Annotated in this window: 40 protein-coding genes and 2 tRNA genes; 35 read left to right on the top strand and 7 right to left on the bottom strand. The window is 68.6% G+C overall.

Features of this window, described 5'->3' with window-relative positions:
* The first annotated feature begins 9 nt into the window (after positions 1-9).
* Genes ACIPY8_RS05035 through ACIPY8_RS05080 form a run of 10 tightly spaced genes read left to right on the top strand, consistent with a single transcriptional unit; the run spans position 10 to position 7,387 of the window.
* Positions 10-1,812: a DUF859 family phage minor structural protein gene (locus tag ACIPY8_RS05035; protein ID WP_400815640.1), complete on the top strand. Its 1,803-nt coding sequence runs from the start codon at positions 10-12 to the stop codon at positions 1,810-1,812.
* Positions 1,809-2,000, top strand: a complete 192-nt coding sequence (locus ACIPY8_RS05040) for a hypothetical protein (protein ID WP_400815642.1) — start codon at positions 1,809-1,811, stop codon at positions 1,998-2,000. Before ACIPY8_RS05035 ends, ACIPY8_RS05040 begins: the two co-directional genes overlap by 4 nt.
* Entirely contained in the window at positions 2,000-2,254 is a 255-nt protein-coding gene (locus ACIPY8_RS05045; protein WP_400815644.1) for a hypothetical protein, read from the top strand. Before ACIPY8_RS05040 ends, ACIPY8_RS05045 begins: the two co-directional genes overlap by 1 nt.
* The gene (locus ACIPY8_RS05050; RefSeq protein WP_400815646.1) at positions 2,254-3,162 is read left to right on the top strand and encodes a M23 family metallopeptidase; all 909 of its coding nucleotides are present in this window, start codon (positions 2,254-2,256) and stop codon (positions 3,160-3,162) included. The genes ACIPY8_RS05045 and ACIPY8_RS05050 overlap by 1 nt, the downstream gene beginning before the upstream one ends.
* Positions 3,163-3,196: 34 nt before the next feature.
* Positions 3,197-3,457, top strand: a complete 261-nt coding sequence (locus ACIPY8_RS05055) for a hypothetical protein (protein ID WP_400815649.1) — start codon at positions 3,197-3,199, stop codon at positions 3,455-3,457.
* Positions 3,450-4,055, top strand: coding sequence for a hypothetical protein (locus ACIPY8_RS05060; protein ID WP_400815651.1), 606 nt, complete (start codon positions 3,450-3,452; stop codon positions 4,053-4,055). Before ACIPY8_RS05055 ends, ACIPY8_RS05060 begins: the two co-directional genes overlap by 8 nt.
* Positions 4,052-4,516: a holin gene (locus ACIPY8_RS05065; RefSeq protein WP_400815653.1), complete on the top strand. Its 465-nt coding sequence runs from the start codon at positions 4,052-4,054 to the stop codon at positions 4,514-4,516. Before ACIPY8_RS05060 ends, ACIPY8_RS05065 begins: the two co-directional genes overlap by 4 nt.
* 3 nt (positions 4,517-4,519) lie before the next feature.
* Positions 4,520-4,933, top strand: a complete 414-nt coding sequence (locus ACIPY8_RS05070; protein ID WP_400815655.1) for a hypothetical protein — start codon at positions 4,520-4,522, stop codon at positions 4,931-4,933.
* Between the two features lie 16 nt (positions 4,934-4,949).
* Positions 4,950-7,103 (top strand): glycerophosphodiester phosphodiesterase family protein, encoded by a 2,154-nt coding sequence (locus ACIPY8_RS05075; protein WP_400815657.1) that lies wholly within the window; start codon positions 4,950-4,952, stop codon positions 7,101-7,103.
* Complete coding sequence (locus ACIPY8_RS05080) at positions 7,100-7,387, top strand: hypothetical protein (RefSeq protein ID WP_400815659.1); 288 nt, start codon at positions 7,100-7,102, stop codon at positions 7,385-7,387. The genes ACIPY8_RS05075 and ACIPY8_RS05080 overlap by 4 nt, the downstream gene beginning before the upstream one ends.
* Before the next feature lie 55 nt (positions 7,388-7,442).
* Here ACIPY8_RS05080 and ACIPY8_RS05085 read toward each other — a convergent pair whose 3' ends face one another.
* A complete protein-coding gene (locus ACIPY8_RS05085; RefSeq protein WP_400815662.1) occupies positions 7,443-7,757 on the bottom strand; it encodes a hypothetical protein in 315 nt (104 codons plus the stop codon).
* A gap of 75 nt (positions 7,758-7,832) precedes the next feature.
* On the opposite strand from ACIPY8_RS05085, the gene ACIPY8_RS05090 reads away from it, so the two are divergent.
* The 4 genes from ACIPY8_RS05090 (at position 7,833) to ACIPY8_RS05105 (ending at position 9,154) form a co-directional block, all read left to right on the top strand.
* The gene (locus ACIPY8_RS05090; protein ID WP_400815664.1) at positions 7,833-8,072 is read left to right on the top strand and encodes a DUF3263 domain-containing protein; all 240 of its coding nucleotides are present in this window, start codon (positions 7,833-7,835) and stop codon (positions 8,070-8,072) included.
* A gap of 2 nt (positions 8,073-8,074) precedes the next feature.
* Entirely contained in the window at positions 8,075-8,278 is a 204-nt protein-coding gene (locus ACIPY8_RS05095) for a helix-turn-helix domain-containing protein (RefSeq protein WP_400815667.1), read from the top strand.
* Positions 8,279-8,293: 15 nt separating this feature from the next.
* On the top strand, positions 8,294-8,554 hold the full coding sequence (locus ACIPY8_RS05100) for a hypothetical protein (RefSeq protein WP_400815670.1): 261 nt from the start codon (positions 8,294-8,296) through the stop codon (positions 8,552-8,554).
* Positions 8,555-8,872: 318 nt separating this feature from the next.
* Positions 8,873-9,154, top strand: coding sequence for a hypothetical protein (locus ACIPY8_RS05105; protein WP_400815672.1), 282 nt, complete (start codon positions 8,873-8,875; stop codon positions 9,152-9,154).
* A 40-nt stretch (positions 9,155-9,194) separates the two neighbouring features.
* On the opposite strand, the gene ACIPY8_RS05110 is transcribed toward ACIPY8_RS05105, so the two are convergent.
* Complete coding sequence (locus tag ACIPY8_RS05110) at positions 9,195-9,527, bottom strand: ATP-dependent DNA ligase (protein ID WP_400815674.1); 333 nt, start codon at positions 9,525-9,527, stop codon at positions 9,195-9,197.
* Between the two features lie 183 nt (positions 9,528-9,710).
* On the opposite strand from ACIPY8_RS05110, the gene ACIPY8_RS05115 reads away from it, so the two are divergent.
* The 3 genes from ACIPY8_RS05115 to ACIPY8_RS05125 all read left to right on the top strand — a co-directional run bounded on the left by ACIPY8_RS05115 (position 9,711) and on the right by ACIPY8_RS05125 (position 11,160).
* On the top strand, positions 9,711-10,043 hold the full coding sequence (locus tag ACIPY8_RS05115; protein WP_400815677.1) for a hypothetical protein: 333 nt from the start codon (positions 9,711-9,713) through the stop codon (positions 10,041-10,043).
* A gap of 1 nt (position 10,044) precedes the next feature.
* Complete coding sequence (locus ACIPY8_RS05120; RefSeq protein ID WP_400815679.1) at positions 10,045-10,329, top strand: hypothetical protein; 285 nt, start codon at positions 10,045-10,047, stop codon at positions 10,327-10,329.
* A 504-nt stretch (positions 10,330-10,833) separates the two neighbouring features.
* On the top strand, positions 10,834-11,160 hold the full coding sequence (locus ACIPY8_RS05125) for a hypothetical protein (RefSeq protein ID WP_400815681.1): 327 nt from the start codon (positions 10,834-10,836) through the stop codon (positions 11,158-11,160).
* Positions 11,161-11,170: 10 nt separating this feature from the next.
* Here ACIPY8_RS05125 and ACIPY8_RS05130 read toward each other — a convergent pair whose 3' ends face one another.
* Together ACIPY8_RS05130 and ACIPY8_RS05135 are read right to left on the bottom strand one after the other, a co-directional pair.
* The gene (locus ACIPY8_RS05130) at positions 11,171-11,434 is read right to left on the bottom strand and encodes a hypothetical protein (protein WP_400815683.1); all 264 of its coding nucleotides are present in this window, start codon (positions 11,432-11,434) and stop codon (positions 11,171-11,173) included.
* 132 nt (positions 11,435-11,566) lie between these two features.
* Positions 11,567-12,256 (bottom strand): helix-turn-helix domain-containing protein, encoded by a 690-nt coding sequence (locus tag ACIPY8_RS05135; RefSeq protein WP_400815685.1) that lies wholly within the window; start codon positions 12,254-12,256, stop codon positions 11,567-11,569.
* Between ACIPY8_RS05135 and ACIPY8_RS05140 the strand changes: the two genes are divergently transcribed.
* From ACIPY8_RS05140 to ACIPY8_RS05170, 7 genes are all read left to right on the top strand, one after another.
* Positions 12,159-13,118, top strand: coding sequence for a DMT family transporter (locus ACIPY8_RS05140; RefSeq protein ID WP_400815687.1), 960 nt, complete (start codon positions 12,159-12,161; stop codon positions 13,116-13,118). The two genes, ACIPY8_RS05135 and ACIPY8_RS05140, sit on opposite strands and share 98 nt — an antisense overlap.
* A 99-nt stretch (positions 13,119-13,217) precedes the next feature.
* Entirely contained in the window at positions 13,218-13,733 is a 516-nt protein-coding gene (locus ACIPY8_RS05145) for an Asp23/Gls24 family envelope stress response protein (RefSeq protein WP_400815690.1), read from the top strand.
* Positions 13,730-13,918 (top strand): DUF2273 domain-containing protein, encoded by a 189-nt coding sequence (locus ACIPY8_RS05150; RefSeq protein ID WP_400815693.1) that lies wholly within the window; start codon positions 13,730-13,732, stop codon positions 13,916-13,918. Before ACIPY8_RS05145 ends, ACIPY8_RS05150 begins: the two co-directional genes overlap by 4 nt.
* The gene (locus tag ACIPY8_RS05155; RefSeq protein ID WP_400815695.1) at positions 13,918-14,313 is read left to right on the top strand and encodes a hypothetical protein; all 396 of its coding nucleotides are present in this window, start codon (positions 13,918-13,920) and stop codon (positions 14,311-14,313) included. The genes ACIPY8_RS05150 and ACIPY8_RS05155 overlap by 1 nt, the downstream gene beginning before the upstream one ends.
* On the top strand, positions 14,310-14,894 hold the full coding sequence (locus ACIPY8_RS05160; RefSeq protein ID WP_400815696.1) for a DUF6286 domain-containing protein: 585 nt from the start codon (positions 14,310-14,312) through the stop codon (positions 14,892-14,894). The genes ACIPY8_RS05155 and ACIPY8_RS05160 overlap by 4 nt, the downstream gene beginning before the upstream one ends.
* Positions 14,891-15,505: a hypothetical protein gene (locus ACIPY8_RS05165; RefSeq protein WP_400815697.1), complete on the top strand. Its 615-nt coding sequence runs from the start codon at positions 14,891-14,893 to the stop codon at positions 15,503-15,505. Before ACIPY8_RS05160 ends, ACIPY8_RS05165 begins: the two co-directional genes overlap by 4 nt.
* A 109-nt stretch (positions 15,506-15,614) precedes the next feature.
* Entirely contained in the window at positions 15,615-15,788 is a 174-nt protein-coding gene (locus tag ACIPY8_RS05170) for a CsbD family protein (RefSeq protein ID WP_400815700.1), read from the top strand.
* 62 nt (positions 15,789-15,850) lie between these two features.
* On the opposite strand, the gene ACIPY8_RS05175 is transcribed toward ACIPY8_RS05170, so the two are convergent.
* On the bottom strand, positions 15,851-16,369 hold the full coding sequence (locus ACIPY8_RS05175; RefSeq protein ID WP_400815702.1) for a gluconokinase: 519 nt from the start codon (positions 16,367-16,369) through the stop codon (positions 15,851-15,853).
* Between the two features lie 7 nt (positions 16,370-16,376).
* The gene (locus ACIPY8_RS05180; protein WP_400815704.1) at positions 16,377-17,786 is read right to left on the bottom strand and encodes a GntP family permease; all 1,410 of its coding nucleotides are present in this window, start codon (positions 17,784-17,786) and stop codon (positions 16,377-16,379) included.
* Between the two features lie 137 nt (positions 17,787-17,923).
* Here ACIPY8_RS05180 and ACIPY8_RS05185 point away from each other — a divergent pair, with 137 nt between their 5' ends.
* The 11 genes from ACIPY8_RS05185 (at position 17,924) to ACIPY8_RS05235 (ending at position 25,472) form a co-directional block, all read left to right on the top strand.
* Positions 17,924-18,631, top strand: coding sequence for a FadR/GntR family transcriptional regulator (locus ACIPY8_RS05185; RefSeq protein ID WP_400815706.1), 708 nt, complete (start codon positions 17,924-17,926; stop codon positions 18,629-18,631).
* A gap of 41 nt (positions 18,632-18,672) precedes the next feature.
* Positions 18,673-19,134: a hypothetical protein gene (locus tag ACIPY8_RS05190; RefSeq protein WP_400815708.1), complete on the top strand. Its 462-nt coding sequence runs from the start codon at positions 18,673-18,675 to the stop codon at positions 19,132-19,134.
* 73 nt (positions 19,135-19,207) lie between these two features.
* Positions 19,208-20,059, top strand: a complete 852-nt coding sequence (locus ACIPY8_RS05195) for a bile acid:sodium symporter family protein (protein ID WP_400815710.1) — start codon at positions 19,208-19,210, stop codon at positions 20,057-20,059.
* A gap of 52 nt (positions 20,060-20,111) precedes the next feature.
* Complete coding sequence (locus tag ACIPY8_RS05200; RefSeq protein ID WP_400815712.1) at positions 20,112-20,549, top strand: hypothetical protein; 438 nt, start codon at positions 20,112-20,114, stop codon at positions 20,547-20,549.
* A gap of 40 nt (positions 20,550-20,589) precedes the next feature.
* Positions 20,590-21,081: an FBP domain-containing protein gene (locus ACIPY8_RS05205; RefSeq protein ID WP_400815714.1), complete on the top strand. Its 492-nt coding sequence runs from the start codon at positions 20,590-20,592 to the stop codon at positions 21,079-21,081.
* A 47-nt stretch (positions 21,082-21,128) separates the two neighbouring features.
* A complete protein-coding gene (locus ACIPY8_RS05210) occupies positions 21,129-21,920 on the top strand; it encodes an enoyl-CoA hydratase/isomerase family protein (RefSeq protein ID WP_400815716.1) in 792 nt (263 codons plus the stop codon).
* A 128-nt stretch (positions 21,921-22,048) separates the two neighbouring features.
* On the top strand, positions 22,049-23,026 hold the full coding sequence (locus ACIPY8_RS05215; protein ID WP_400815718.1) for a hypothetical protein: 978 nt from the start codon (positions 22,049-22,051) through the stop codon (positions 23,024-23,026).
* A complete protein-coding gene (locus tag ACIPY8_RS05220; RefSeq protein WP_400815720.1) occupies positions 23,023-23,817 on the top strand; it encodes an inositol monophosphatase family protein in 795 nt (264 codons plus the stop codon). The genes ACIPY8_RS05215 and ACIPY8_RS05220 overlap by 4 nt, the downstream gene beginning before the upstream one ends.
* Positions 23,818-24,117: 300 nt before the next feature.
* On the top strand, positions 24,118-25,224 hold the full coding sequence (locus ACIPY8_RS05225; RefSeq protein WP_400815723.1) for a peptidoglycan DD-metalloendopeptidase family protein: 1,107 nt from the start codon (positions 24,118-24,120) through the stop codon (positions 25,222-25,224).
* Positions 25,225-25,292: 68 nt separating this feature from the next.
* Positions 25,293-25,364, top strand: a tRNA-Thr gene (locus tag ACIPY8_RS05230).
* Between the two features lie 34 nt (positions 25,365-25,398).
* Positions 25,399-25,472, top strand: a tRNA-Met gene (locus ACIPY8_RS05235).
* 80 nt (positions 25,473-25,552) lie between these two features.
* Here the strand turns inward: ACIPY8_RS05235 and xerC are convergent.
* Positions 25,553-26,386 (bottom strand): tyrosine recombinase XerC, encoded by an 834-nt coding sequence (gene xerC, locus ACIPY8_RS05240; RefSeq protein ID WP_400815726.1) that lies wholly within the window; start codon positions 26,384-26,386, stop codon positions 25,553-25,555.
* Positions 26,387-26,586 lie beyond the last annotated feature (200 nt).

The following is a 26,586-nucleotide window of genomic DNA, read 5'->3' on the forward strand; positions in this document are numbered from 1 at the left end:
AGGAGCCCCATGGCTGTCTTCGAAGTCGAGATGACCGGCCCGGGGCCGTACATCATGCGCCTCACGTACGAGGTGCAGTCGATTGCTGGTGGTGTGCAGGTCGCCGCAACGCTCGAGTGGTACCGCAGCGGGTCGTGGGGTGCAACGTCGAGAAACGCGGCGGCCCAGTACAAGCTCGACATCGGCGGGAGCGCGAAGACCGGAACCCGGAACTTCAACGCTCCCGCCGGTGGAGCGATCGGCCCGCAGTGGATCGAGTCTCACGCGGTGCCCTTCAGCAGCGGATCATCGACCTACATCACAGCTTCCTTCGTGACGGGAACCGGCGACGCCGGCACCGGAACGATCACCACGCTCACCGTTCCCATCGCGACCGCCTCCAAGGCATCGTTCACCGAGGTCGCCGGCCCGGCGATCACTGCATTCGATGCGGGTCACGGGATCACCGTCCACACCAATCGTCAGAGCACAGACTTCACGCACGACATCACCTACGAGTTCGGCTCCGCGACAGGAACGATCGGTCTTGGAGTCGGAGCATCCGTGCCGTGGACGCCACCTCTCTCGATGCTCAACGCGATCCCGAACAACGCGCAGGCCGCCGGAACCGTTCGAACCGTCACAAAGAGCGGCGGCTCGGTGATCGGTGCCACGGTGACTGGCTTCGTGCTCCGAGCGCCGGCGTCCGCGACACCTACGGTGCTCTCCTGCACGTACGCCGATCAGAACGCCGATGTCGCATCTACCGTCGGCAAGCCGGTCGCAGGTCTCTCGCGACTCAAGATCACCGTGGCCGGCGAGGGCGTCTACTCCTCGACCATCGCCGCGGCCGAAGCCACGCTGCTTGGCTCCACCGTCCAGACCGGCGGCGAGGTCTCCGTCACGCAGAGCGGAGCACTGCCTGTCACCGCACGCGTCACAGACTCGCGCGGCCGGCAAGGTGCATGGGCAGGCACGCTCGACGTGCTGCCGTACACCCCGCCGACCGTCACGTCCTACCAGGCGCGGCGATGCAACGCCGCAGGCGCCCTGCAGGACGACGGGGCGTACCTCCGCGTCGACATTGCCGCCTCGGTGGCATCGCTCCTCAATGGGACCGAGCGAAACGCGATCACGATCCGTGCACGTACCCGCGCCAACGGCGCGGGCGTGTGGACGCCCCGAAACGTCATCACCGGCGGACTTACCCACAACGGGTTCTTCGTGATTTCCGGGGGCGACATCTTCGGAACGACAACCTCCTGGGATGTTCGCGTTGAAGTCGCAGACAAGTTCGGCGTCTACGTCGCCGACACCACCGTCGCCACGGCCGCCGTCACGCTCGACCTGTACGGGAAGAACGTAGGCGTCGGGAAGATCTGGGAACGCGGCGCCCTCGACGTCGCCGGCGACATCTACCAGGACGGCGAGAAGGTCATCGACGCGTCCGACGTCGCATCCACCACGGACGCCGGCGTCATCGAGATCGCCACCCAGGCCGAGGTCGACGCCGGAACCGACACGGTACGCGCCGTCACACCCGCCACGCTGAAAAACCGGGCGGGGTTGCCGTACGTGACGGTTGCAGGACGTGGTACCTCGTCAGCGTCCGGAGCCGTGACCGTCACACTCCCCGCGGGGAAGTTCACGCAACCGCCGCGCGTCAACATCACGCCAGGAAACCATCCGAACGTGCTGGTCGAACGCCTCGCGGCGGACCCGACAACAACCTCGTTCCAGGTGCAGCTATTCACCATGCCCGGTGGGAGTCTCGTCGCCGCCAACTTCGACTGGATCGCCGTGCAGATGACGGCAGGAAGCGGGTCGGGATGATCGTCGCCTGCGAGACCGAGGGGTGCGAGAACGAGGGCATCGAGATCGAGATCCCCGACACCTGGACCGACACCGAGGGGCAGGAGCAGCCCGTCGCGGTCGTCCTCTGCGGCGTCTGCGAGCACTGGATCATTCCACCGCCGGTCGCGAAGCGCGGCACGGCCACCACCACACGACAGGAGCCATGATGCGTGCCCTCCGACTTCCCGCTCCCGAGGAGCTGATCGGTATCAATGCCGGCGACGCCACGGACGAGCAGGACATCGCCTACAACGCGCACTGCACCGGCGCGATCACTGCGGCTCTGCTCGAGCTGCGCGCGGCAGGCATGGAACCGCCCATGCTGCGCACGTTCTACCCGCACGACGAAGAGGACAGCGCCGACTTGGTATCCCTCGACCGCGACGGCAACGTCGTCGTCCTCGATCCGGGGAGCCGCTGATGCCCGCCGTCCTCTGGCCTGACGGGTCGGCCACCATCCCGACCGTCACGAGCGAGTACAACCCGGCCCGGAAGAACCCGGTCACCGGGATCGTGCAGCCGCACGAGGGCATCGACATCGTGAACTTCGACCGGATCATCGCCCCCACCGATGGCGTCGTGACGTTCGCCGGTTACAACGGCGGCGCAGGGCTTGAAGTGCGTATCCGCTCGAACGGACCGAACGCGTTCACCAAGGGCGACACCTACCGGATGCTGCACAACCGCGAGCTGTGGGTGCGGACCCGGCAGACGGTCCGGCAAGGCGACATCGTCGCGCTCATGGGCTCGACCGGCAACTCGACCGGGAAGCACTGCCACTTCGAGACCCGCCCCGGTGGCGGATCTGCGATCAACCCCCGCCAGTACATGGCGGACCGCAACGCGACATCTGCCGGGGAAGGTACAACGCCTGCCCCCGTCTCACCCAAGCCGAAGGAGCTCAAAGTGCTGTCGTACAGCCGCCAGGATCACACCGCCCGCAACGGCGGCCGCCAGCTCGCACCAGGTGCGAACTTCCACCTCAACACGACCCCGAAGGCACCGCCACACAACGCGACGAACATCGTCGGCGGCATCGGGCCGTACTCGATCACCGTGCACGTCTACGCCGAAGGAACGCCCGGCGACGTCGTCGAGGTCATGCTGCTCTGGCAGAACGTCAACGACAAGCCGATCAAGTCGAGCGCCCACTACACCGAGCGACTCACGCTCGACCGGGACGGGAAGGTGCGCGCGAACTTCGAGTTCAAGCGTGGTGTCGAGGCCGGCGGGATGGTGCTGGTTCGGCTCGACGCCGTGGCAACCAATCGCGCGTCCGTCAAGGTCACCTGTCTCGACAGCGACGCCTACCTGTTCGTGGCCGCGTGATCCGTCATGGGCATCCGCGGGATGAGGAGGGGCGATGGAATGGTGGGTCGGCCCGCTAGTCACGGTCATCGCGGCGCTGATCGGCGTCTCCGGCGTGTGGGCCGGCGTGCTCCTCACACGCCGATGGCAGATGATCCAGCGGCAGGACGCCGAGCGCACTGCCGCGGAGAAGCGCCTCGCCGCGACCGAGCAGCAGAAGCTCCGGCTCATCAGCTACGCATCGCGGCTTCGGTCTCATATCGAGCGCGGAGACGACCCGCCGCCCGAGGACTGGCCGGAGGGGATCTATGACTGAGTCGAAGCGCCGCAAGATCGGCATCGCCATGCTCCTCGGCCTCGTGAACACGGTCGCAATCGTCGGGGTCATCGTGCTCGGTGTCGTCGCGTTCCAGCAGGCGGACCGCGCCGCGCAGGCGGAAGCCGCCGCGACCGCTGCCGACGAACGACGAGACGCCGAAGCCGCCGAGCGCGGAGAGGCGATCGAGGCGCTGCGCGAGCAGGTCCTCGAGCTCGGCGAGGAGCCTGTCGTCGAACCCGTACCGGAGGCCACGAGTCCGACGGTCGTCAACGGCAAAGACGGCAAGGATGCACCTCCTCCAACCGTCGACCAGCTCGTCGCCGCCGTTCAGCAGTGCTTCGTCGTCGGACTATGCGTGGCCCCGGCGCCAGAGAAGGGCGACAAGGGCGACACCGGCAACGACGGCCAGCCCGGCAAGGACTCGACAGTACCGGGACCGACCGGACTCGGCATCGCCACGATCGAGTGTCTCGACGACGGCACATGGCGCTTCACGATGACCGACGCCACCACCCGCGACCTTCCCGGACCCTGCCGGGTCGCGCCCACCCCGGAACCCACCACCAATCCATCCGAAGGAGAACCCACACCATGACCAAGCTCACCGACCTCGCCTGGTGGAAGGCTGCCGCACTGCGTGGCCTCTACACCGCCGTCGCGATCGCGCTCCCGTACGTCGGCGGCGCGCTCATCGCCGACATCGCCTGGCTCACCGCCGCATCCGCGGCGGCGCTCGGCTTCCTCGCGTCCGTCGCGACGTCGCTCGCCGGCCTCCCCGAGACCGAAGGCGTCGATCTGCCGTGGTGGCTCGCTGCCGTCGAGCGCACGGTCAAGACGTTCGCCCAGGCACTCGCCGCCGGCTTCATCGGTGCGACGCTGCTCGCCGACGTCGCATGGTCGACGGTCATCCAGGCCGCCGCGATCGCCGCGCTCACGTCTCTGCTTCGCCTCGTGCTCGCGACTCTGCCGAACGACCCGTCCCCGACCTCCTCGCCCGAGAAGGTCGATACGGTCGACGTCACCTGGGTCCGCGATGACGAGAACGGGGAGGGCTGACCTGTGGTCGTTCGCCTCCCCAGCGCCACACGCTCGATCGCGGCCGATGCGATCGTCGACGCGATCGACGCCGGGACCGGCGCCGGCACGATCAAGGTCTACACCGGACAGCAGCCCGCGTCCGCGAACTCCGCGGCGACGGGCACGTTGCTCGGCACGCTGACGATGACCGATCCGGCGTTCGGTAACGCGGCCGCCGGCGTCGCGACCGCAGCGCCGATCACCGGCGACACGTCCGCGGACGCGTCCGGGACCGCCGGGTGGGCGCGGATCGTCGACTCGTCCGGGGCCACGGTGCTCGACTGCGCGGTCTCCGCGTCCGGCGCGGGCGGCGACCTGCAGCTCAGCAACGTCAACATCATCGAGGGCGGGGCGATCAACGTGACCTCGCTCACGGTGACGATGCCCGCAGGCTGACCGAGAGGGGTCGATTGTGGCAGACAACCCGTTCATCGTCGCGACGATCGACCCCGCCCCGGTCGCTGAGCAGGCCGCGAGCATCACCTTCCCGAAGCCGACCGGCCTGCAGGATGGCGACGTGCTCGCGGTCCCGATCCGCTCGCAGGCGGTCCGAAACGGCGAGATCGTCCTCCCGTCCGGGTGGGCGCGCGGTGGCCTCGGCACGGTCCCGAATGACCGCTCGCAGGGCATGTTCTACAAGCCGATCCCCTCGGTCGCTGCGGAGACGGCGACGTCGTACACGTTCAGTGGCCTCTCCACGTCGACGTCACGGATTATCGGGAAGATGCGCGTCATCCGCGGCGCCGACCTCGCCCACCTCAACGACGGGGGAGTCGGCTACGACGCCGACGCGTCCCTGCCCGCCACGACCGCAGGCGGCCTCCCTGCGCTCGCCCTCGCACTGTTCACCGGCGAGTTCACCGCCGGCGTCTCCGTCGTGCCGACGACCCCGCCCGGGAACGGGTGGGTCCAGGAGTTCGTCGCTCAGACCGCCGGCGGCTCCTCGCCGGCACCCGTCACCCCGAACTCCACCACGACCGGCTCCCGCACCGGCATGGCCCTCTTCTCGAAGCGCCTCGCCGACAGCACCGCACTCGCCGCGCTCACCAACACCTGGTCGACCGGCGGGTCGCCGACCGATCCGAAGAGCGCACTGTGGATCATCCGCGGCAAGGCCGACGTCGTCGTGCCCCGAGGCTTCAACTCCGTCGCCGAGATGCGCGCCTGCAAGGGCGCAACTTGGGCGCACCGCGGCGGCTCCGCGTCCTACATCGAGCACTCGCTCGCCGCGTACGCCGCGGCCGCCGCGCGCGGGTACGGTGTGCTCGAGATCTCCCTGCAGCGCACCTCGGATGGTGTGTGGTTCGCGCTGCACGACGTCACCCTCGCGGGGATCACTGGGAACCCGGCTCTCACGCAGGACGTCCGCACGATGACGTGGGCGCAGGTCAACCAGTACCAGATGAGCGTGCCCGGCAAGGGCACGGCGCCGTTCATGCGCTGGTCGGACTTCATCGCCGCCGGGTACGGGAACACGCACGTGCTCGTCATCGACCCGAAGAACAGCATCGACGGGAACCAGGCCGAGTTCTTCGCCATGGTGAAGGCCGCGGTCGACCCGTCACGGGTGATCATGAAGTGGTCGGGCGGACTGACATCGTTCGCGACGGCGGCGAAGGCCGAGGGCTTCGCGACCGCCGGGTACTGGTACCAGGGCGACTACGACAACGGCAACCTCGCCGCCCAGACCCCGTTCTGGGACTACCTCGGCATGGACTACACGGCCACGACCGCGTGGACCGGGCTCGGGAACATCGTCGAACTCGCGGCCGCGCAGGGCAAGAAGGTGTGGGGGCACATCACCCCTACCCAGACCGCGTATGACACCGCGATGGCCAAGGGCGCTGACATGGTCCAGGTCTCCGGTGTCGCCGTCGTCACGCCCGTCTCCTGGTCTACCTCCGCACTCACGCTCCCCGCGCTCACCGCCTCGGGCACCGGCACCTCGACGCCTCCTGGCGTGACCGGGTCCGGGTCGCTCGTGTTCCCCGCCCTCACCGCATCTGGCGTTGGGGAGACGTCGCGCCCCGTGTCGAACGGCATCGGTGCGCTCACGCTCCCGGCGCTCACCGCGGTAGGGGGCGGCTCAAGCGCTGCCCCTGAGTACACGGGCACTGGCGAGCTGACGCTGCCCGCCCTGCAGGCGGTCGGGCTCGGCGAGGGTGTCCCACCGGTCTTCGTCGCCACGGGTGCGCTGACTCTCCCCGCGCTGACTGCCGTCGGCATCGGCACTGTCGTCGACCCCGCACCCGGCGTGATCGGGAACGGTAGCTTGCTCCTCCCCGCTCTTACCGCCGGCGGGAGCGGCACAAGCTCGCCGCCGGCGTACGCCGGCGCGGCGGCCCTCACCTTGCCCGCACTGCGCGCCGAGGGGAGCGGCGTCGTGTCGCCTCCCGGGAGTATCGGCGTCGGAGTGCTCACCCTGCCGGCGCTCACGGTGTCTGGTCAGGGCAACGTCGGGGATGAAGTGGCACCGTTCCCGGAGATCCGCACGCTCGAGCCGGTGCCGACTCCGGCGAGAACCCTCACACCGCTGATCGCGGTCCGAACGTTGGAGGACGCATGAACGTCGTCAAGGCAGGAGATCGCGAGACCATCCAGTGGCGCGCGAACGCGGATCTCACCGGCGCACAGGTGGCGCTCGTGGCCGAGCTTCGGGGCACACGGGTGCCGATTCCGCTCGAAACGGAAATGGTCGACGCGACCAACGGGCTCGTCGCGCACACCCTCACCGGTGAACTGGCTGTGGGTACCTACCGTGTCGTGCTCCGAGTAACTCGAGGGAGCGGCACGCCCTTGACATTCCCTCGCGAGGGCTACGCCACGCTGACGGTGCAACGCTCGCTCTGACCCTGAATCCCCCTCTCTCGCCTCCGGGCGGGGGAGGGGGATTCTGTCGTTCCTGCTACATGCCGTGCCCGGGCTTCGGTGCCGGCGTGCGATGGTGCGGTATCGAGCGACGATGTTCCCCGACGGTGATCCATCGCTCGACGCCGGGCACCTCGCGCAGCGCCGCGGCGAGCACGCCCACATACTCGTCGCCGCCGAAGAAGCCCACCCATGTGCCCACCGACTCCGCGAGAATGTCTGTCCGCGTGCTGGCGGCCGCGGCGAGCTCGGCGATCACGGGCGCGGGGTCAGACGTGTACCGGTTGCGGGAGCAGATCGCGTCGAGTTCGATGCTCAGCATCACCTCGGCAGAGAGACCTCTTGGGGGCATGGCCGTGTCCTTCCTCCGGCCGAGACGTCGATCATACGCCTTCGACTGTCGGTGGTTCGGAGCAGGATCGGGAGCATGTCGCCCGAAGAGATCCTCGCGTTCCAGTCCCAGTGGCCGAGCCACACACCGTCCAAGACGCAGGCGATCCGGCGCCGGTTCGGCTTCGGCGAGGCGCGGTTCTATCAGCTCCTCCACCGAGCGGCACGCTCCGCGGAAGGCATCGCCGCGCACCCGGTGACCGCACGGCTCGTGCGAGAGCATGCCGCGCTTCGAGCCTCCGAACGGTCGCTCGGCAAACAGGGTGCGATCATCTGAGCATGGAGAACATGCGAATCGAGTTCGCTCCCGCGCTGATGACTCGGGAGCTGGCCGCCTACTACCTGAGCATGTCCGTGCGCGAGCTCGACCTACTGAAGAACCAAGGTCACTTGACGGCGTACGGTGAGGGCAAGCGGATCAAGTTCAAGAGGTCCGATCTCGACGAGTACATTGAGGCTCTTCCCGAGCGCCACGCTCGATAGAGATACGATCGGCGCATGAGCGACACGAAAACCGAGCTCCACGTTCACGCTCTCGCATGGGCGGTCGCGACGCTGGTCGTGATCCTCGTCGCTGAGCGAGTATTCTCGGGCGTCGCTATCGCGACGGCCGCCGGCGCAGTGGTCTTCGGCATCGCTGCAGTGACGCAGAAGCGGGGAACCTGGGCTGTGTACCTCATCGCTGCCGTCGCGATCGTGATCGGAGCCATCGCGGCCATCGTCGCCGCATCTCGCCTCATGGCCCCACAGTTCTTCTAGACGAGCGATTGTGGACACTTAGTGGATGTTTTCCCGAGCTAACGGAAGCTAATGGACGCTACTCACTGCGGGAATCACGCGGAAGAGTAGGCGGGAGTAGCCCCCAGTAGACGGCACGGCATATCAGACTGCACTGCATTCGGGGGTTCGAATCCCTCACTCGCCACCACTTCGATTTAGCCCCTGACCAGGCGTTCTTCTCGCCGGTCGGGGGCTTTTCGTATTCACGACTGTCCTCAGATCGAGCTGCAGCCGGTGTGCATGCAGCGGGGATACCTCGCGGAAGTCAGCGCCGATAACCGTCGCTAGGCTGTGCGCATGACCGAGTCCCTGCCCGAGCGAGAGCCATCGCTGATTCAGCAGCGCATGACGCTCGAGCGCGCGAGGAACTACTCGATCGTCATGACCGTCGTGTTCGGGGCCAATGCAGCCTGGTGGCTGGCGCGAGGTCTCTTCGACGGTGGCGACGTGATCTTCTGGGTGTTGGCGGGACTGTTCGCGATCGTCGTGGTGATGGGCGCCTTCTCGTTGGTGAGTGCCCGCCGGAAACTGCGTGCGTTCGAGGCCGAGCACGGACCCGACGCCGGCAAGCGCTCATGACCCGCCGTTCGCGTCTTCCTGCATCGCAGTCAGGTATTCGTCAGTCGCCGACGTCGCCCTGCGTGTCTCCTCGGGGCGCCGCTGGCTCGGGGACGAGGTAGAGCCCGGAGGGTGCGTTCGCGGTCTGCGTGAGCGCGTCGATCCATGCGCGGTTGATGGTCGGCTGCCGACCGCCGTGGTACTTGAACACGAGTGCACTGTGCGGGTTGACCCACACAGTGCTGCGTCCGCCGCCCGTGCTGATGTCGTCCTTCCACGAAAGCGCGAAGGGCTCTCCTCGGCGGAGTTTCGCCGTGATGACGATCTGCAGGTGTGTGAGGGCGCGGTCTTCGATCTCGACCTTCTGGCTGCCTTCGTAACTGAGTCGCCCCAAGTGGTGTCCTTCCGTGGCCACGACACCGAGATGGCGGCAATGCGGGGGATTGCTGCGTGGGCGCACTAAGCGTCTCACCAGCATGCCGCATTCACGAAAGGCTGCCTGGGGCGTTGACTATCGCACCTCGGATGGGATATCAACCCCTGAAGTCTGTGTCTGCTGGACTGGCACGCTAGTGGTATGAAGCTCGTCTCCTATGCAGGTCAGCAGCTGGTCACCACGGACGATGTCGCCGATGCGCTCGTGCAACTTGCGGCGGCCATCGCGAGGGAGGGGGAGACCGAAGCGCTGCAGATCCCCGTTCTGGTGGATGGTGAGAAGGACTGCGCCGATCTTCTCGCCGGCGTGGGGAACGATATCCTCGTCGGTCCGCAAGCATCCGAGGGGACGGATCCGGACTTCTCCGAAGAAGCGGCCCAGATGCGAGCGCACCGGCTGTATCCCCGCGCGGCTGATCACGATGACGAGGACACCGGCACCTATGTCGTCACGAACTTCGACCCTGGACTCTGACGTGGGCACCCTCGAGTACAACAGTTCGCGACCGGCGATCACGATCGACGATGACACGCTCGCGCATCTGAAGATCCTCATGGCCACGAAGCTCCGACGGCATGAGAGCTTCATGATGACCTGGCTCCCCGGCAGTTCGGGCGGAGGACGCCTGTCCGCGTGGATTCATCCGAGCATCCCCCTCGTCATCGAGTTCGACGCCGAACCTCCGCCCCGAGTGGATCCGAAGCGGGTCGAGAGCATGATGGAGCAACTGAACGCTCGCGGCGAGCTGGTCCTGAGCTAGTCGGCTGCGCCCGATTCCCGTGGCTGGGCGGAGGCCTTCCCCGGTCGATGCGACGCGATAGGCCAAGGAAGGCCGCCCTTCCTCTTCTCTAGCCAGCCTAGTAATGTTGCGCTCAATCAGCCCGATCCCCCGTCGGGTGAGGTCAGGGTCCCTCAGAGATGACAGTTCCCCAGACTGAACCTCGAAACGATCCCACGCAGTAGTGATCCGGCCCCTCCATCCCCAGAGCGGGGGGCCGGATCACTTTTCCGGACGAGCAGCTTGGAAACGTCCCACCCCAGAGACGCTCGCGGATCCCCCTACCCGGCTGAATCGACCGTCGTCGCACTCGGCCTGAACGGGTCCGGCCGAGTGCGTCCCTGAATGGTACGTCGGATCACCCGCGACCCCAAGCATCATCGCCTAGCCGAGCGAGCCATCGACGACAGCGACATCCGAGCACCCGCTGCACGCGAACAATCTCACTTAGTTAGACATCGTCCAGAATGCGGCTACTGTTGCCCCATGGCGACTCTCCACTACGGGATCTCAGGCGACCCCGTCCGCATCGATGACAGAGCGCTCGCCCACCTCAAAGTCGTCATCGCGACCAAACTCCGCCGCAACGAGAGCTTCACCCTGTCGTGGACCCATCCGGAGGGCGACCCCCGCGGCCGCTCCACGATCTGGATCCATCCCTCGATCCCCCTTCGGTTCACGTTCGACGAGCCGGAGCAGCCAGAGCTGAACATGAAGTGGGTCGAAGAGCTCATGCAGTCGGCGAACTCGACCGGCGGCATTCAGCTCGTGGACGAGGTTCTCGAACTCCCCGAAGGGGCGTCCGCCGCGTAGTTGCAGGACGTCAGAGCCCCCAGTCGGGCAGGTTGGCCCACACCTCGGGGGTCGCTGTGCCCGGGGAGGCATCGCCGGTCGTGATGACGACCCTCGAGTGCGAGTGAATGAGCACAGCCACCATCTGATCCCCGGTCGACAGATGGACGAACGCGGGAGGGGACGCTGCCGCCGCTTCGATATGCGCCATCACCTCGGCGAGATCCCGATCATCCCCGAGGACGAAGTCTCGACCATCGATCTCGATATGCACCCGCGCGTCCGTGTCCACCATGGAAGCACGATAGGCCGCTGCGTACCTCGACCGAAGGGGGTTGCGCATTGCGGATCACGCGGACCTCTCGCGCGCGAACGGCAGCGCCCCACGCATCGTCCGACTCGGGAGTGCGTGAAGGGCGTCCGGCGTTCAGTGCACGACGATCCGGGTGAACGCCGTGGTCCCGGCATCCGCGTTGACGTAGGAGTAGTGCTGCGCGCTGGAGAAGGTCGTGTGCTCTCCGCTGGCGAGTTCGAGAGTGCCGTCGGCGAGTTCGAGTCGCAGGCGTCCGGCGGTCACGAGCAGCATCTCGTGCCATCCGGGGGCGTCGGGCTGTGCGTCGTATCGGTCGCCGGGGCCGAGGGTCCACGTCCAGAGCTCGGCGCGTTCGCGGGCGGGGACCGAGGCGTGCACGACGGCGTGGCTTTCGGGTGCCGCGCCGCGCCAGGCGACGACGTCGGGGGATTCCGTGGCGTCGTCGGTGGCGGACACCAGTCGCACGAAGGTGGTGCCCAGGGCGGCGGCGAGGTGGTCGAGTGATGTCAGGCCGGGGTTCGCCTCGCCGGCCTCGATGCTGACGACCGACCTGCGGCTCATTCCCGCCCGCTCCGCAAGGTCGACCTGGCTGAGGCCGAGCTCTCGGCGGAGGCGGCGGAGATTCCTCCCGACATGCGCGAGCACGTCCGATCGGTCACCAACCTCGGGTTGCATGTGCATGATTCTGCACATTAGCATGTGCAGAATGCTGCACCCTCTGCGCGCCGTCGCGCGCGTCCGCCTCGCCCGCGCGGAACTCGCTCTCATCGCCGTCACAGCCCTCTGGGGTGCGACGTTCCTCATCGTCCACCTCGCGATGTCGCACAGCGGGCCACTGTTCTTCGTCGGCGTCCGGTTCGTCGTCGCCGGCCTCCTCAGCGTGCTGATCTTCTGGCGTCGGCTTCGGGCGCTGAGCTGGGCGGAGATCGGGGCCGGCTCGGCGATCGGGGTCACCATCTTCCTCGGCTACGGCCTGCAGACCGCGGGGCTGCAGAGCATCAACAGCAGCACGTCGGCCTTCATCACCGCTCTCTACGTCCCCCTGGTGCCGCTCCTGCAGTGGGTCTTCCTGCGTCGCGCTCCCCGCCGGATGGTCCTCGTGGGTGTCGCCCTGGCCTTCGTCGGGCTCCTCGTGCTCGCAGGTCCTGACGCCCTGCGCTTCGGGCTCGGAGAGGGAGAGGTCCTCACCCTGCTGAGCACGATCGCGATCGCCGGCGAGATCATCCTCATCGGCGCGTTCGCCCGGAAGATCGACGTCGGACGCGTCACCGTCGTCCAGCTCCTCGTCGGCGGCGGCCTCTCGCTGCTGATGATGCCGGTGACGGGAGAGGCCGTCCCGGCGTTCTCGTGGTGGTGGCTGCTCCCCGCGGTCGGGCTGGGGATCGCGAGTTGCGTCATCCAACTGACGATGAACTGGGCGCAGCGCACGGTCTCTCCGACCAAGGCCACCGTGATCTACGCCGGGGAGCCCGTCTGGGGCGGCATCGTGGGCGCCGCGGCCGGCGACCCGTTCACGGTCGGGATCGTCGTCGGTGCGGGCCTGATCGTCAGCGGGGTGGTGGTCAGCGAGATCCGGCCGGAGAAGCCCGCGAAAGTCGAACCGGACGACGGCGCCGGCGACGACGCCCATGAGGTCCCTGCGAGATCTCGCACGACTTCTTTGTGACGAATCGCCCACGGCTTCCGTCCTATCCATGAGCGACACGATCGCTCCCGGCGACACCCCTGAGGGATCGGCCGGTCGTCGATACAGATAGGACTCGTCATGGCAACGCAGGATCAGAAGAACAGCACCAGCCCCGCCGAGAAGGAGGCGGCCGACACCGCCGCGGCGGCGAAGCCCGCGGGGCGCGTCGACCGCTCGTCGTCGTTCTCGACGTCGCGAGTCCCGTCGGACGTGAATGCCGCAGGCACCACGACGATCGCCGACGGCGTCGTCGCCAAGGTGGCCGGGATCGCGGCCCGCGAGATCCCCGGCGTGTTCGCGCTCGGTGGAGGTGGAGCGCGGGCCTTCGGCGCGATCCGCGACGTGATCAACGCGACCGACCTCGCACAGGGCGTGAAGGTCGAGGTCGGCGAGACACAGGCCGCCGCCGACATCACCATCGTGGTGGAGTACCCGGCCCCCATCCAGGAGGTCGCGAACAACGTCCGCGCCGCTGTCGCGGGGGCGATCACGCGCCTCGTCGGCCTTGAGGTCGTCGAGGTCAACGTCGAGGTCAACGACGTGCACGTCCCCGGTGACGACAGCTCCGACCACGAGGAGTCGCGCGTCTCATGACCCCCACCACCACCGGCGCCCTGATCGGCGCCCTCCTGGCGCTCGCCGCACTGGCGTTCGGCTTCTGGGGATTCCTCCTCGTGGCCGTGCTGGCGGGGATCGGAGCCCTTGTGGGGCGCATCGCATCCGGCAAGCTCGACGTCCGCAGCCTCGCCGACGTCTTCACGGGGCGGCGAACCTCCTGATGAACGTCGACCAGAACGTCATCGCCGGCGGCGGACCGTCCGTGCCCGCCGCCGGCGGGGAGGCGCCTCGCGGCCGTGTCACCGTCCGGGAACGCGTCTACCGAACCGTCGTGGAGCAGGCGTCCGCGTCGCTGATCGGCGTCTCCCTCAGTGACGTGAAGGCCGACGTCGTCGAGCGGGGTGCGGGCGTCTCCCTCCGCATCTCCACCCCGCTCCCCATCCCGGATCTCGACGACACCGTCGCGATCTCCCAGACCACGCCCGTCCTCGACCGCGCCAGGGAGCTGCAGGAACAGCTGCAGCAACGCCTCACCGGCATCCTGGGGCGCGAGGTCAGCCGTATCGCGCTGACCATCACGGGCGCGACCATCCCCGAACGGAGGCGAGTGCGATGACCACCCCGGCACTCCGTCGCGTCATCCGACGCGAGACCCACTCACCGCGCACCGTCGCGATGTTCGTCGCGGTCCTCCTCCTCATCCTCGCACTGGCCTACATCGGTCTCGAGATCGTGCTGAGCCTCCTCGCGCAGCCCGCGCTCCTGCTCGGCCCGGCCGCGGCGGCCGGGTGGCTTGTCGGCCTCCCGACGGCTCAGCCCGCGGGACTCGTGATCGCCGGGAGCGTCGTGCTCGCGGTCATCGGCCTGGTCTTCGTCTGGCTGGCAGTGACCCCGGGCAGGCTGTCCCGACACACCCTCGACGCGGGCGAGCGCGCCGTGGTCGTCGACAACGGTGTGATCGCCAGCGCCCTCGCGCAGCACCTCGCCGCGGAGACGGGACTCGGCCGCGACGAGATCACGGTCGGGGTCGGCCACCGCAGCGTCGATGTCACCGTGCGACCCGGCGTCGGCGTCCCGGTCGACAAGGCGGCGGTGCAGACCGCGGCCGAGACCGAGCTCGGGACCTACCGCCTCACCCGCAGCGTCCGTACCCGCGTGCGCATCGAACGCCCGACCCCGGAGGATGACGAGCTGTGAACCACACGAACCGCGCCCTCAACCGCGTCCTGCTGCTCATCATCGGGTTCCTCTTCCTCGCGCTGGGTGCCGCGGGCATCGCGATCATGAGCTGGCCCACCGCGACCGAGATCTGGACCGATGCCGGAAAGCACTCCGAGTCCTGGCTCGATCAGGCGATCGCCGCGACCACCATCGCAGGCAGCAGCGCCTCGTGGGTCGCGATCGGGGCCGTCGCCGCCATCGTGGTCATGATCGTGCTGCTCGTCCTCGCGCTCACGAGCGTGGCCGGCCGTCGCTCGAGGACCGCCTTCCGCTCCTCCGGGTCGCAGAACCCGCTCGGCCGCGTCACCGTGACGGAGTCGTTCGTATCGGATGCCGTCAAGAACTCGCTCGCATCGCGCGACGAGATCCTGTCGACCAGCGTCACGGCCGACGACATCGGACGGGAGCCGGTGCTGCACGTCGCGGTCACGCCACGGCAGAACACCGATCCGCGCGAGCTCGTCGACCTCGTCGACCGGCTGCTGACCAACCTCGCCACGCTCACAGGACGGGAGACGTCGACATACGTCTCCCTGCACACCAGTCTCCGCGCACGGCTCGCTCACGACCAGCGCCGTCTGTCGTGATCGCGCACGGCCGACACTCACAGTCTTATCGTCGGCGGCTCACAGCCCGGCGATAAGACGGCGAGAGACCATCTCGCCGTCAGGAATCACCACAACGAAGGGAATCATCATGGGACTCGACGACAAGATCAAGAACGCCGCTCAGGACATCGCCGGCAAGGCGAAGGAGACCGTCGGCAAGGTGACCGACAACGAGAAGCTCGAGGCCGAGGGCAAGGCTGACCAGGCCAAGGCCAGCGTCAAGAAGGCCGGCGAGAACGTCAAGGACGCCTTCAACGGCTGAGCGTTCAGCGACGAGAAGGGCGGGACCGGGTCACGGTCCCGCCCTTCTCGCGTGCAGAGGACTCAGTAGTCGGCGTGCAGGCGCAGCCGGGTGGCGATCTCCGCCGTCTGCTCCTGCGGAGTCGCGTCGATGCCGACCTCGATCGCCTTCTCGTCGGCATCCAACGGCTGCAGGGTGGCGAACTGCGAGTCGAGCAGCGCCGTGGGCATGAAGTGGCCCTGGCGGCGCATCATCCGCTCGAGGATGAGTTCGCGGTCGCCCGTGAAGTGCACGAACGTGACGGCGTCGCGGCGGAGGACGTCACGGTAGCTGCGCTTCAGGGCCGAGCAGGTGATGATGCCCGGCTCGCCGGCGGCGATCCGCTCGTCGATCCACTCGGCGATGCGATCCAACCACGGCCAGCGGTCGTCGTCGTCGAGCGGGTGGCCAGACGCCATCTTCGCGACGTTCGCTTCGGGGTGCAGGTCGTCGCCCTCCTCGAACGTCCAGCCGAGGCGGCCGGCGAGCATCGCTGCGACCGTGGACTTGCCGGTCCCCGCCACGCCCATGAACACGAGCACGGGTGCCTGTGAAGTCATCATCGCGGGCTCAGACGAAGATGCTCAGGACGAGGACCCCGCCGAGGCCCGTGACCGAGATGAGGCACTCCAGCACGGTCCACGACTTGAGCGTCTGCGGGATGCTGAGGCCGAAGTACTCCTTGATGAGCCAGAACCCGGCGTCGTTGACGTGCGACAGGAACACCGATCCCGACCCGATCGCGAGCACCAGCAGAGCGACCATGGGGGAGTCCAGCGTCTCGGTGAGGGGCTGCAGGATGCCGGCGGCCGTGATGGTCGCGACGGTCGCCGAGCCCGTGGCGATGCGGATCATGACCGCGACGAGCCACGCGAGGACGAGCACCGACACGGAGGAGCCCGACACGAACTCGGCGATCACACCGCCGATGCCGGTGTCGACGAGCACCTGCTTGAAACCGCCGCCCGCGCCGACGATGAGCAGGATGCCGGCGATCGGGCCGAGGGACGACCCGACGATGTCGTTGACACGCTGACGGTCGAACCCGGCGCCGCGTCCGAGGATGAAGAAGCCGGCGATCACGGCGATCAGGAGCGCGATCACAGGCGTTCCGAGGAAGTCGAGGGCGACCTTCCACGGAGCGTCGGATCCGGCGGCGCCGATGTCAGCGATCGCCTTCGCGAGCATGAGGAACACGGGCAGCAGGATGCTGAAGAGCGTGGCGCCGAACGAGGGGCGGCGTTTCGACTCCTCGCCCGAGTCCTCCGCGGTGACGAACAGGTCGGGAACGGGGACGTCGACCCAGCGGGCCGCGAACCGGGCGAACAGCGGTCCGGAGATGATGACGGCGGGGATCGCGACGATCACGCCGAACGCGAGCGTGAGGCCGAGGTTGGCGCCGAGGGCGTCGATCGCCGCGAGGGGACCGGGGTGCGGCGGCACGAGACCGTGCATGGCCGAGAGGCCGGCGAGCGTGGGGATCGCGATGCGCATGAGCGACTGACCCGAGCGGCGCGCGACGAGGATGATCACCGGCACGAGCAGCACGAGGCCGACCTCGAAGAACATGGGCAGGCCGATGACGGCGCCGATGAGGCCCATGACCCAGGGAAGCGAGCGGGCGCTGGCGCGTGACACGAGCGTGTCGACGATGCGGTCGGCGCCCCCGGAGTCGGCGAGGAGCTTGCCGTAGATCGCGCCGAGCGCGATGAGGATGCCGACGCCGCCCATGGTCGAGCCGAAGCCGGTCGAGAAGCTCGTGACCGAGGCGGCGATGTCCATGCCGGCGATCGCGCCGGTCGCGAGCGCACCCACGGTGAGCGAGAGGAAGGGGTGCAGTTTGACCCACGTGATGAGCACGATGATGATCGCGATGCCGATGACGGCGGCGGCGATGAGCTGGGCTGCGGGCTGGGTGGGGGCAGCTGTCTCGGCTGCGGCTGCCGCGAGCGTGCTGGTGGTCGGGATGAGCGATGCCATGAGCTTCCTTGATCCGGGCGATGAAACGGCCTTATGTCGTACATAATAAGCATGAGTGCTACGACATGCGCAACATATCTGAGATGTCCTATTGATCAGGCTCGGCGTGACGAGGTCCGGCGGGGCATACTCGACCTATGAGCGCTCCCCGTATCGGCAGCCCCGTGCACGACTCCCTCGTGGACGAGCTCGGCCGTGCGATCGTCGACGGCGTGCATGCGCCGGGCGCGCGGATGCTGACGGTCGAGATCGCGGAGCAGCGCGGTGTCTCACGCTCCGCCGCGCGCGAGGCCGTGCGCGTGCTCGAGTCGTTCGGTCTCGTCTGGGTGCGGCGCAAGTCGGGGGTGGAGGTGCGGCCGCGCGCGGAGTGGAACGTGTACGCACCCGAGGTCATCGCGTGGAGGCTCGACGGTCCCGGCCGCGACGAGCAGCTCCGGGAGCTCAGTCAGCTGCGGTCGGCGATAGAACCGCTGGCCGCGCGGCTCGCCGCCGCGCACGCGACCGCGGCGCAGAAGGTCGACCTCGTGGCGCTCGTCGTCGAGATGGGGCAGGAGGATCACGACGCCGATCACGAGCGCTATCTCGCGGCGGACGTGAACTTCCACCGCCTGCTGCTCGAGGCCTCGGGCAACTCCATGCTCGTCGCGCTCGGCGACACCGTCGAGGCTGTGCTCCGCGGACGCACGCGCCACGATCTCATGCCGCACGTCGCGAACCAGAGCGCCGTGCAGTGGCACCGCGACGTCGCCTTCGCCGTCGCGAGCGGAGACGCGGAGGCAGCCGCCGCAGCCATGCACGACATCGTCTCCGAGGCCGATCAGGCCATGCAGCGCGCCGCCGACTGACGCGCACCGCGACGCGTCCGAAGTATCGGTAGCATGCGAGCATGATCCTGCGCCCACTGCGTCTCGCCGCCCTCGTGATCGGCGTCGTGATCCTCACGAGCGGCTGCGTGGCGGCGTCGATCCCGACGCAGGAGGTCGCGGAGCACTATCCGGTCGAGCTCGGGCCGGCGACCGACGACGCGGCCGCGCTGGAGGGCGAGGCCGCCGACGGGACCGTTCTCGTGCTGTTCCGCGGCCGCGATGAGGAGTTCGACCTCGGGCTCATGGACGACATGCTGCAGACCGAGCTCGCCGCAGACGCGGCTCTCCAGGAGGCGGGTGCCGGTTGGATCGACGGCAACGCGATCGGTCGGGGGGAGTATCAGCTGTACTTCATCGGCGAGGACCCCGAGCGCATGTGGGAGATCATCGAGCCGATCTTCGCGGATGCGCCGATCGCGTGGAGTCGGGTGGAGTTGTGGGACGGACTGGATGACGACGCGCCCGTCGTCATCACCCCGTGATCGGCGGACCGCTCTCGCTGATGCGTGACACCGAGGACCCGCATCCGCCACACTGAGTGCCATGGGATCAGCGTTGACCACCATCGGACTGCCCGTCGCCCTGGGCATCATCATGCTGGGCCTCGGGCTCAGCCTCACCCTCGCCGACTTCGCCCGGGTGCTCAAGCAGCCGAAGGCGGTGATCATCGCCCTGCTCTGCCAGCTCGTTCTGCTGCCGGCTCTCTGCTTCGGACTCGTGCTGCTCTTCCAGCTGCCACCCGTGCTCGCGGTCGGCATGATGATGCTCGCCGCCTCCCCGGGCGGGACCACCGCCAATCTGTACAGCCACCTGTTCCGCGGCGACATCGCTCTCAACATCTCCCTCACGGCCGTGAACTCGGTGATCGCGGTGGTCACCCTCCCGATCATCACGAATCTCGCGATCGCGTACTTCCAGCCCTTCGACGACCAGCTCGGACTCCAGTGGTCGAAGGCTCTCGAGGTGTTCGCGATCGTGCTGCTGCCCGTCGCGCTGGGCATGCTCATCCGCCGCCTCTGGCCGCGGTTCGCCGCGGGGATGGACCGGCCGGTGCGCATCGCCTCGGTCGTCATCCTCGTGGTCGTGATCGCCGGAGCCGTCGCCTCGAACTGGGCGCTGCTCGTCGAGAACTTCACGAGGCTCGCGCTCATCACGGTGCTCTTCTGCCTGATCAGTCTCGCGATCGGCTTCCTGGTGCCGCGGCTGCTGCGCGTCGGGCGCCGCCAGTCGATCGCGACCTCGTTCGAGATCGGCATCCACAACGCGACCCTCGCGATCGTGATCGCCCAGTCGGTGCTCGGCTCCGTCGAATTGAGCCTCCCCGCTGCGGTCTACGGCGTGCTCATGTTCTTCATCGCGTTCGGCTTCGGCTTCCTGATCCGCGAGCGGGTGGCCCGGGCGACCTGAAGCCGATTCGGCGCGTCGCGTAATGAAGCGGGGCCGCTCGCGTCTCTCAGGTATGACGACGATCAGCACGCAGGGCGACGACCGGCCGGGGCGGACAGCGGACGACGACGCTCGCCTGCGACGCCGTGCCGTGCTCGACCTCAGCATCGACGAGGAACTCGTGCGGGGAGATCGCCGCGGGGTCGACCTCTGCGCTCGTCAGCGGGCGATCCTCGCGCTCGTCGTCGAGAACGAGCTGCGCGACGGCGATCCGCTGACCGAGACGGCCGTCATCGAGGCGACGCGGGCCCGTCGACCGTTCAGCGCCGCCCGGCAACGGCCCCGCATCGACGCGCTCGCCACGATCGGACTGCTGCGTCGTGACGGAGCCGACCTGCGCGCGACGGTGGCCGGCATCGCGGCGATCGTGCGTCCGTCGCTCCTGGACCGGCCGCATCCGCCACGCGTGCTCCTGCGCGCCCTGCGCCGAGCGGAGCTCCTTCCGGTCTGAGACGGGTCCTCCGCGGAGTGCACCTGCCTAGACTGGGCGGATGCGAGCGCTCACCGAGGCAGAGGTCCGTGCGTCCTTCGTCAACGCCGATGCCGACGAGCTCCGGGTCATGGAGATGCCGCACGACTTCGTGCTGATCGACTGGGACTACCTGGACTTCTTCGCGTGGCGCGACCCGAGCGCCGGACGACGCGGATACCTCCTGATCCAGCGCGACGACGGGATAACCGGGATCGTGCTGCGGTCCACCGATCCCGGACGCGCGCGTTCGGGGATGTGCAACATCTGCCACACCATGCAGCCGGGCAACCAGGTCTCCCTCTTCTCGGCGCGGCGGACCGGAGAGGCCGGAGCACGCGGCGACTCCGTGGGAACCTACATCTGCGCCGATCTGTCATGCCATGAGAACGTGCGTCTCGCTCACCCGCTCGCCCCGAACGAGGTGCGTGCGTCAGGCCAGGTCGACTTCCGCCTCGACGGCACGCGTCGGCGCATGGAGGCGTTCGCGGCGCGCGTGTGGGCCTCATCCTGATCGCGATTAGCCTGGGGGGCATACGTCCTGTGCTCGAAGGAGAAGCCATGAGCGATGTCATCCTGTTCACCGTCGACGAGGGGCTGGCGCGGCTCACGCTGAACCGTCCGGAACGGTTGAACGCCTTCAACGCCGAACTCGCGCACGCGTGGCGCGACGCCACGGTCGAGGCGACGACGAGGGACGACGTGAGCGCCGTGCTGATCGATGCGGTGGGCCCGGCCTTCTGCGCCGGGGGAGACGTGATCGAGATGGCGACCACGGGCGGCTCCGAGACGGACATCGCCGCGCTCGCCGAGGTCATCAACACAGGCATCCGCGCGCTCACCGAATCCGCGGTCCCCGTCGTCGCCGCAGCGCACGGGACGACCGCCGGAGGCGGACTCGGCATCCTGCTGAGCAGCGACTACGCCGTGATCGGCGGGCGATCGAAGCTCGGCAGCCTGTACGCGAACATCGGTCTCACCCCCGACCTGTCCGTGTCGGCGCAGCTGGCGCGCGCCGTGGGCCAGCGCCGCGCGCTGCAGCTCGTGCTGCAGGACCGGATGCTCACGGCCGAGGAGGCCGTCGAGTGGGGTCTGGTGGCCGAGGCGGTCGCCGGTGAGGATGCCGTGACCGAAGCGCAGCTCGTGCGCGCCAGGGCCGAGGAGGTAGCGCGGTTCTGGCTCGACGGCGCGGCCGCAGCCTACGGCCAGGCCAAGAGGCTCGTCCGCTCGCAGCCCGAGCGCAGCTTCGTCGAGCAACTCAGCGAGGAGGCCCGGTCGATCGGCGCCGCGATGGCGACACCGGACGCACAGGCTCGCATCGCGGCATTCGCTGCGCAGAGCCGTTCGCGCTGACCTCTCCTCCCCACTTCACGCATCCCCGCGATCCGCCCACGTCTCGGCGGCGGATCGCGGTCGTGCACCACGGTTCGCGCGGCCCCCGTGCAAGGATGAACGCAACGCCGCTCAACGAGAGGATCGCGATGTCCCAGCCGGAGATCGCCCAGCAGCCGCAGCCGCTGGTCGAGAAGAAGAACATGTCCCTCCTCATCCGAGGGGCGATCTGGATCGCGATCGGCGCTCTCATCGCCGCCGCGCTCGTGTGCGTCGTGTGGGTGCTGATCGGAGACCAGGACGGTCTGATCGGTCGCGCCTTCCTCACGATCCTGCTGCTCGCGGCCTTCGCGGGCATCGCGATCCTCGAGGCGGGCCTCGCGCCGAACCGCCCGGACTGGCTCGCGCTGTCGAGCATGGTGAGCTGGATCGTGGCGCTGCTCGTCGGGGCCGTGAAGATCTGGCTGCCGGAGGACGGAATGTTCTTCACGGGAGCGGAGAGATTCTTCCAGCTGCTCCTCGTGATCGGAATCCTGCAGCTCGCTCTCCTGCACGTGCGCCTGTTCACCCCCGCAGCGGAGCGGCACCGCACGACGTTCACGCGGGTCATCTACATCGCGACGCTCGTCTTCCTCGCCGGGCTCGTCGGGATGCTGGTGTTCTTCCTCACGTTCCCACACACGTTCGAGTACCGCGAGCTGTACTGGCGCATCGTCGTGGCGCTCACGATCCTGGCGGCGGTCGGCACCGCGCTGATCCCGTTGCTCAACGCGCTGTTCGCCCCCAAGAAGCCCGCGGGCGCCCCGCGCGGCGTCGCGACCGCTCCCGCATGGCCCACCTACGCCGACGGCGTGACGCCGCTCCCCGCGCTCCCCGACGGGTCGCCGGACTGGAACGCGTATTACACGGGGCAGCCGTCGGCGCTGCCGCCCGTGCAGCCGCAGCTCGCCGTCGCCGCTCCGCAGCCGTTCCCGGTGGCGCCGTACCCTCAGGCCGGTGCGGCCCCGACCCCGCCGCCTCCCGTCCCCCCGGCACCCGCGCCGACGGCGAGCGCACCGCCGTCCGCCCCTCCGGCTCCGGATGCGCCGGGCACGTACCCGCCGGCCCCGCCCCTTCCTCCGCAGTGAGCCTCGAGCTCGGGCTGAGCGACCTCGCGGTCGAGGTCGCTCAGGAGGCAGGAGAGCTGGCGCGTCGTCGTCGCGCCGAAGGCGTGCACCTCGCTGCGACGAAGTCGTCCATCGCGGACATCGTCACCGAGGCGGACCGCGAGGTCGAGGCGCTCATCCGGGCCCGGCTGCTCGCGGCGCGGCCAGACGACGGGTTCCTCGGAGAGGAGTCCGCACCCGACGAGGGCGCGACCGGCATCACCTGGGTCGTCGACCCGATCGACGGGACCGTGAACTACGCCTACGGCATCCCGTCGTACGCCGTGAGCATCGCCGCGGTGCGAGGGAGCGTCGTACCGGGGGAGTGGGAGGCGCTCGCCGGAGCCGTCTACGGGCCCGCCGGCGGAGATCTGTTCCACGCCGCCCGTGGGCACGGTGCGTATCTGGGCGACGTGCGCCTGTCGGTCACGGCGGAGACCGCGGCGGGGGCGCTCCTCGCGACCGGGTTCGGCTACGACCCGTCGACGCACGACGGGGACCTCGCCACCGTGCGGCGGGTGATGACGATGGCCCGTGACCTCCGCCGCTCGGGGTCCGCCGCGCTCGATCTCGCCTTCGTCGCCGCCGGGCGTCTCGACGGCTACTTCGAGCGCGGCCTCAAGCCGTGGGATCTGGCCGCCGGAGCGCTGCTCGTCGCCGAGGCCGGAGGCCAGGTCTCGCTGATCGACACCGATTCGGCGAGACCGATGCTCATCGCGGGTGGCACCCAGGTCCACGATCGACTTCGGGGTATCGTGGAGGAGGAATCGTGAGCGATTCATGGCATTCCCAGCCTCCGCAGGCTAGTGTTTATCCGATCGTTACTTTCATCGGCCCGAACGATGAAGTCCTCTACGCCCCCCGGCGTGACGTCTGACCCGAGAGAATTCGTTTTGCCCTTCGAGAACCCCCAGGCTGCCTCTGCGCCCACGCGCCGGTCCAGCCGACTCCGCACTGCGCCTGTCGAGGCGCCCGCGGCAGAGGCCAAGGCAGCCGACTCCGAAGACACGACCCCCGTCTCCGCAGCCCCGCTTTCGCGCCGTGCCGCCCGTCAGCGACTGAACACCGCCGAGGTGTTCGTCGCAGCGACCGCCGTCGCCGCCGCCACCGGCGCGACCACGTCCGCCGATCCGGTGGACGCGGCCACGGATGACGCGCCGATCGAAGACGTCGAGCCCGTCGAGGCGGTCGCCGTCTCCGAGCCCGTCGAGACCCGCACTGCCCCCGAGCCGGACGCGATCCCCGAGACCGCTGCGATCCCCGAGGCCGAGCCGACGCGCATCGCCGGTGCGACCGACGCGTTCGAGACCGCTTCCCGCGCCTTCCGCACCGTTGCGTCCGAGACCGCACCGACTCCGACGGCCGCCGGCTCCGACGGCGCCGCGGACGAGTCCGCCACCGCGCAGCCCGAGACCTCCGCCACGGCGCACGTCGCGCGTCGACGCCCGCCGGTCCGCAAGTTCTTCGCCGCCGGCGCGACCGTCGGCGTCATGAGCCTGGCCGGACTCCTCGCCGTCGGGATGACGCTCCCCGCCGAGGCCGTCGCCGCCGTGCAGGGGGCGACGTCGCTCTCCGCCACGTCGCTCGTCGCGTCCGGATCGGCGGCCGTCGACGGCAAGGACGAGATCCAGGCCTTCGTGACCTCCTCGGACGTGCAGAACGAGTCGCTCGCGCGCTCCGACAGCTTCTCGACCATGTCGCTCATCGAGGTCGCCTCGGAAGAGGGCATCAACTACTCCAACGAGGTCTTCACGAACGACCCCGAGGCGGCGATCCAGTGGCCGTTCAAGGTCGGCGTCGGCATGAGCTCGGGCTACGGCATGCGCTGGGGCCGTCTGCACGAGGGCATCGACTTCGTCCCCGGCGAGGGGGCTCCGATCCAGGCCATCGCCGACGGCGTGGTGCGCATCGCGACGGAGCAGGGCGGCGCCTACGGCGTCACCGTGTACATCGACCACGTCATCGACGGACAGGTCATCACGAGCCACTACTCGCACATGCAGTACGGCTCCCTGCAGGTCAAGGCGGGCCAGACCGTGAAGGTCGGCGACATCGTCGGACACACCGGCAACACCGGTCGTTCGTACGGCGCGCACCTGCACTTCGAGATCATCATCAACGGGTCGACCATCGACCCGCTCCCGTGGCTGCGGGAGAACGCCGGTCGGTACTCGTACTGACTCTCTCGATTTCATGAGGACGCCATGGTGATGGTATTCTCGTGTGGTTGCCCCGCGAGGGGCAGCACGCCCCGATAGCTCAGTGGCAGAGCACTTCCATGGTAAGGAAGGGGTCGTCAGTTCAATCCTGACTCGGGGCTCGCAACATCCGCAGAAGCACGGCGGATGCGGTGCGGCAGGGTAGCTCAGTTGGTGAGAGCGCACGACTCATAATCGTGAGGTCGCGGGTTCAAGCCCCGCTCCTGCTACAGAAACTCCAGTTCAGCCCCGGATTCGTCCGGGGCTTTCTGCATTCTGGGTCAGTCCACCCCGCACAAACCCCGCGGATTCAGAGGCCGAGCACGGCATCGAGTGCATCCGCCGCGCGGGTGCCGCCGACCGTCTTTGACATGTACGTGCCCATGGTGAGCGACGGGTCGGCGTGCCCAAGGTACTCCGCGATGTCGCGGGGCGTGAGGCCCGCCTGGTCGAGCGCCGTGGCTACGGTCTTCCGGAAGCTGTGGAACGTGTACTCGCCGATGCCGAGCCGGCCGCGGGCGAGTGCCCAGTCCCGTGCCGTGTTGCGCGGGTCTCGAAGGTTGCCGAGCACGGTCGGGAACACGAGCCCGTGAGGGTTGGGGCCTCCGCGTACGCGCCGGTCCCCGAGGATGCCGAGCACGCCTCCTGGGACGCGGATACGGCGGGTGCCTGCTTCAGTCTTCGTGTGCTCCTGCCGAATGACCCCGCGGCCGGTCGCACGGACGGCATTCGCGCGCACGGTCGCGGTCCCGGCGCCGAGGTCGACGTCCTCCCAAGCGAGCGCGCACGCCTCGCTGATCCGCACACCCGTTCCGGCGACGAACTCGACGAGGTCGACGAGGTCGAGGTCCTGCGCGCGCTGGTCGCCGCGTAGCTGCTCCAGGATGCTGGCGAGCTCGTCTAGGGGGACGGGCGTCGCGCCGACCGCCTTCTGCTCAAGTGGCGTCAGCTCACGGACGGGGTTGTGGCGCACGGCGTCCGCGCGCGTCGCGAGCCCCATCATTCCTGAGAGCACCGAGCGGACGGTCTTCGCCGTGCCCACGCCCACCTCCTGCGCGATCGTGTCGATGAACCGCTGCAGCCGATCAGGCGTCGCCTCCGACACGGCCAGGTCGCCGATCCTCGGTCCGATGATCTTGCGCACTGCGCGCTCGTATGTCTCGACCGTGCGCGGCGCACGCCCAGCCTTCGCGAGTAGGAATCGCTCGCCGAGATCCTGCAGGCGCGTCTCCCGCTTCACTTCGACGGCCGTTGACGCCTGAATGGTCGTGAGCGCCAGCTTGAGTGCGGCCTCGGCTTTCGCCTTCGACGGCGCGAACCGCTCGACTTGCCGCAGTTTCCCGT

The organism is Microbacterium sp. NPDC089696, assembly GCF_044749125.1.
Taxonomy (GTDB): domain Bacteria; phylum Actinomycetota; class Actinomycetes; order Actinomycetales; family Microbacteriaceae; genus Microbacterium.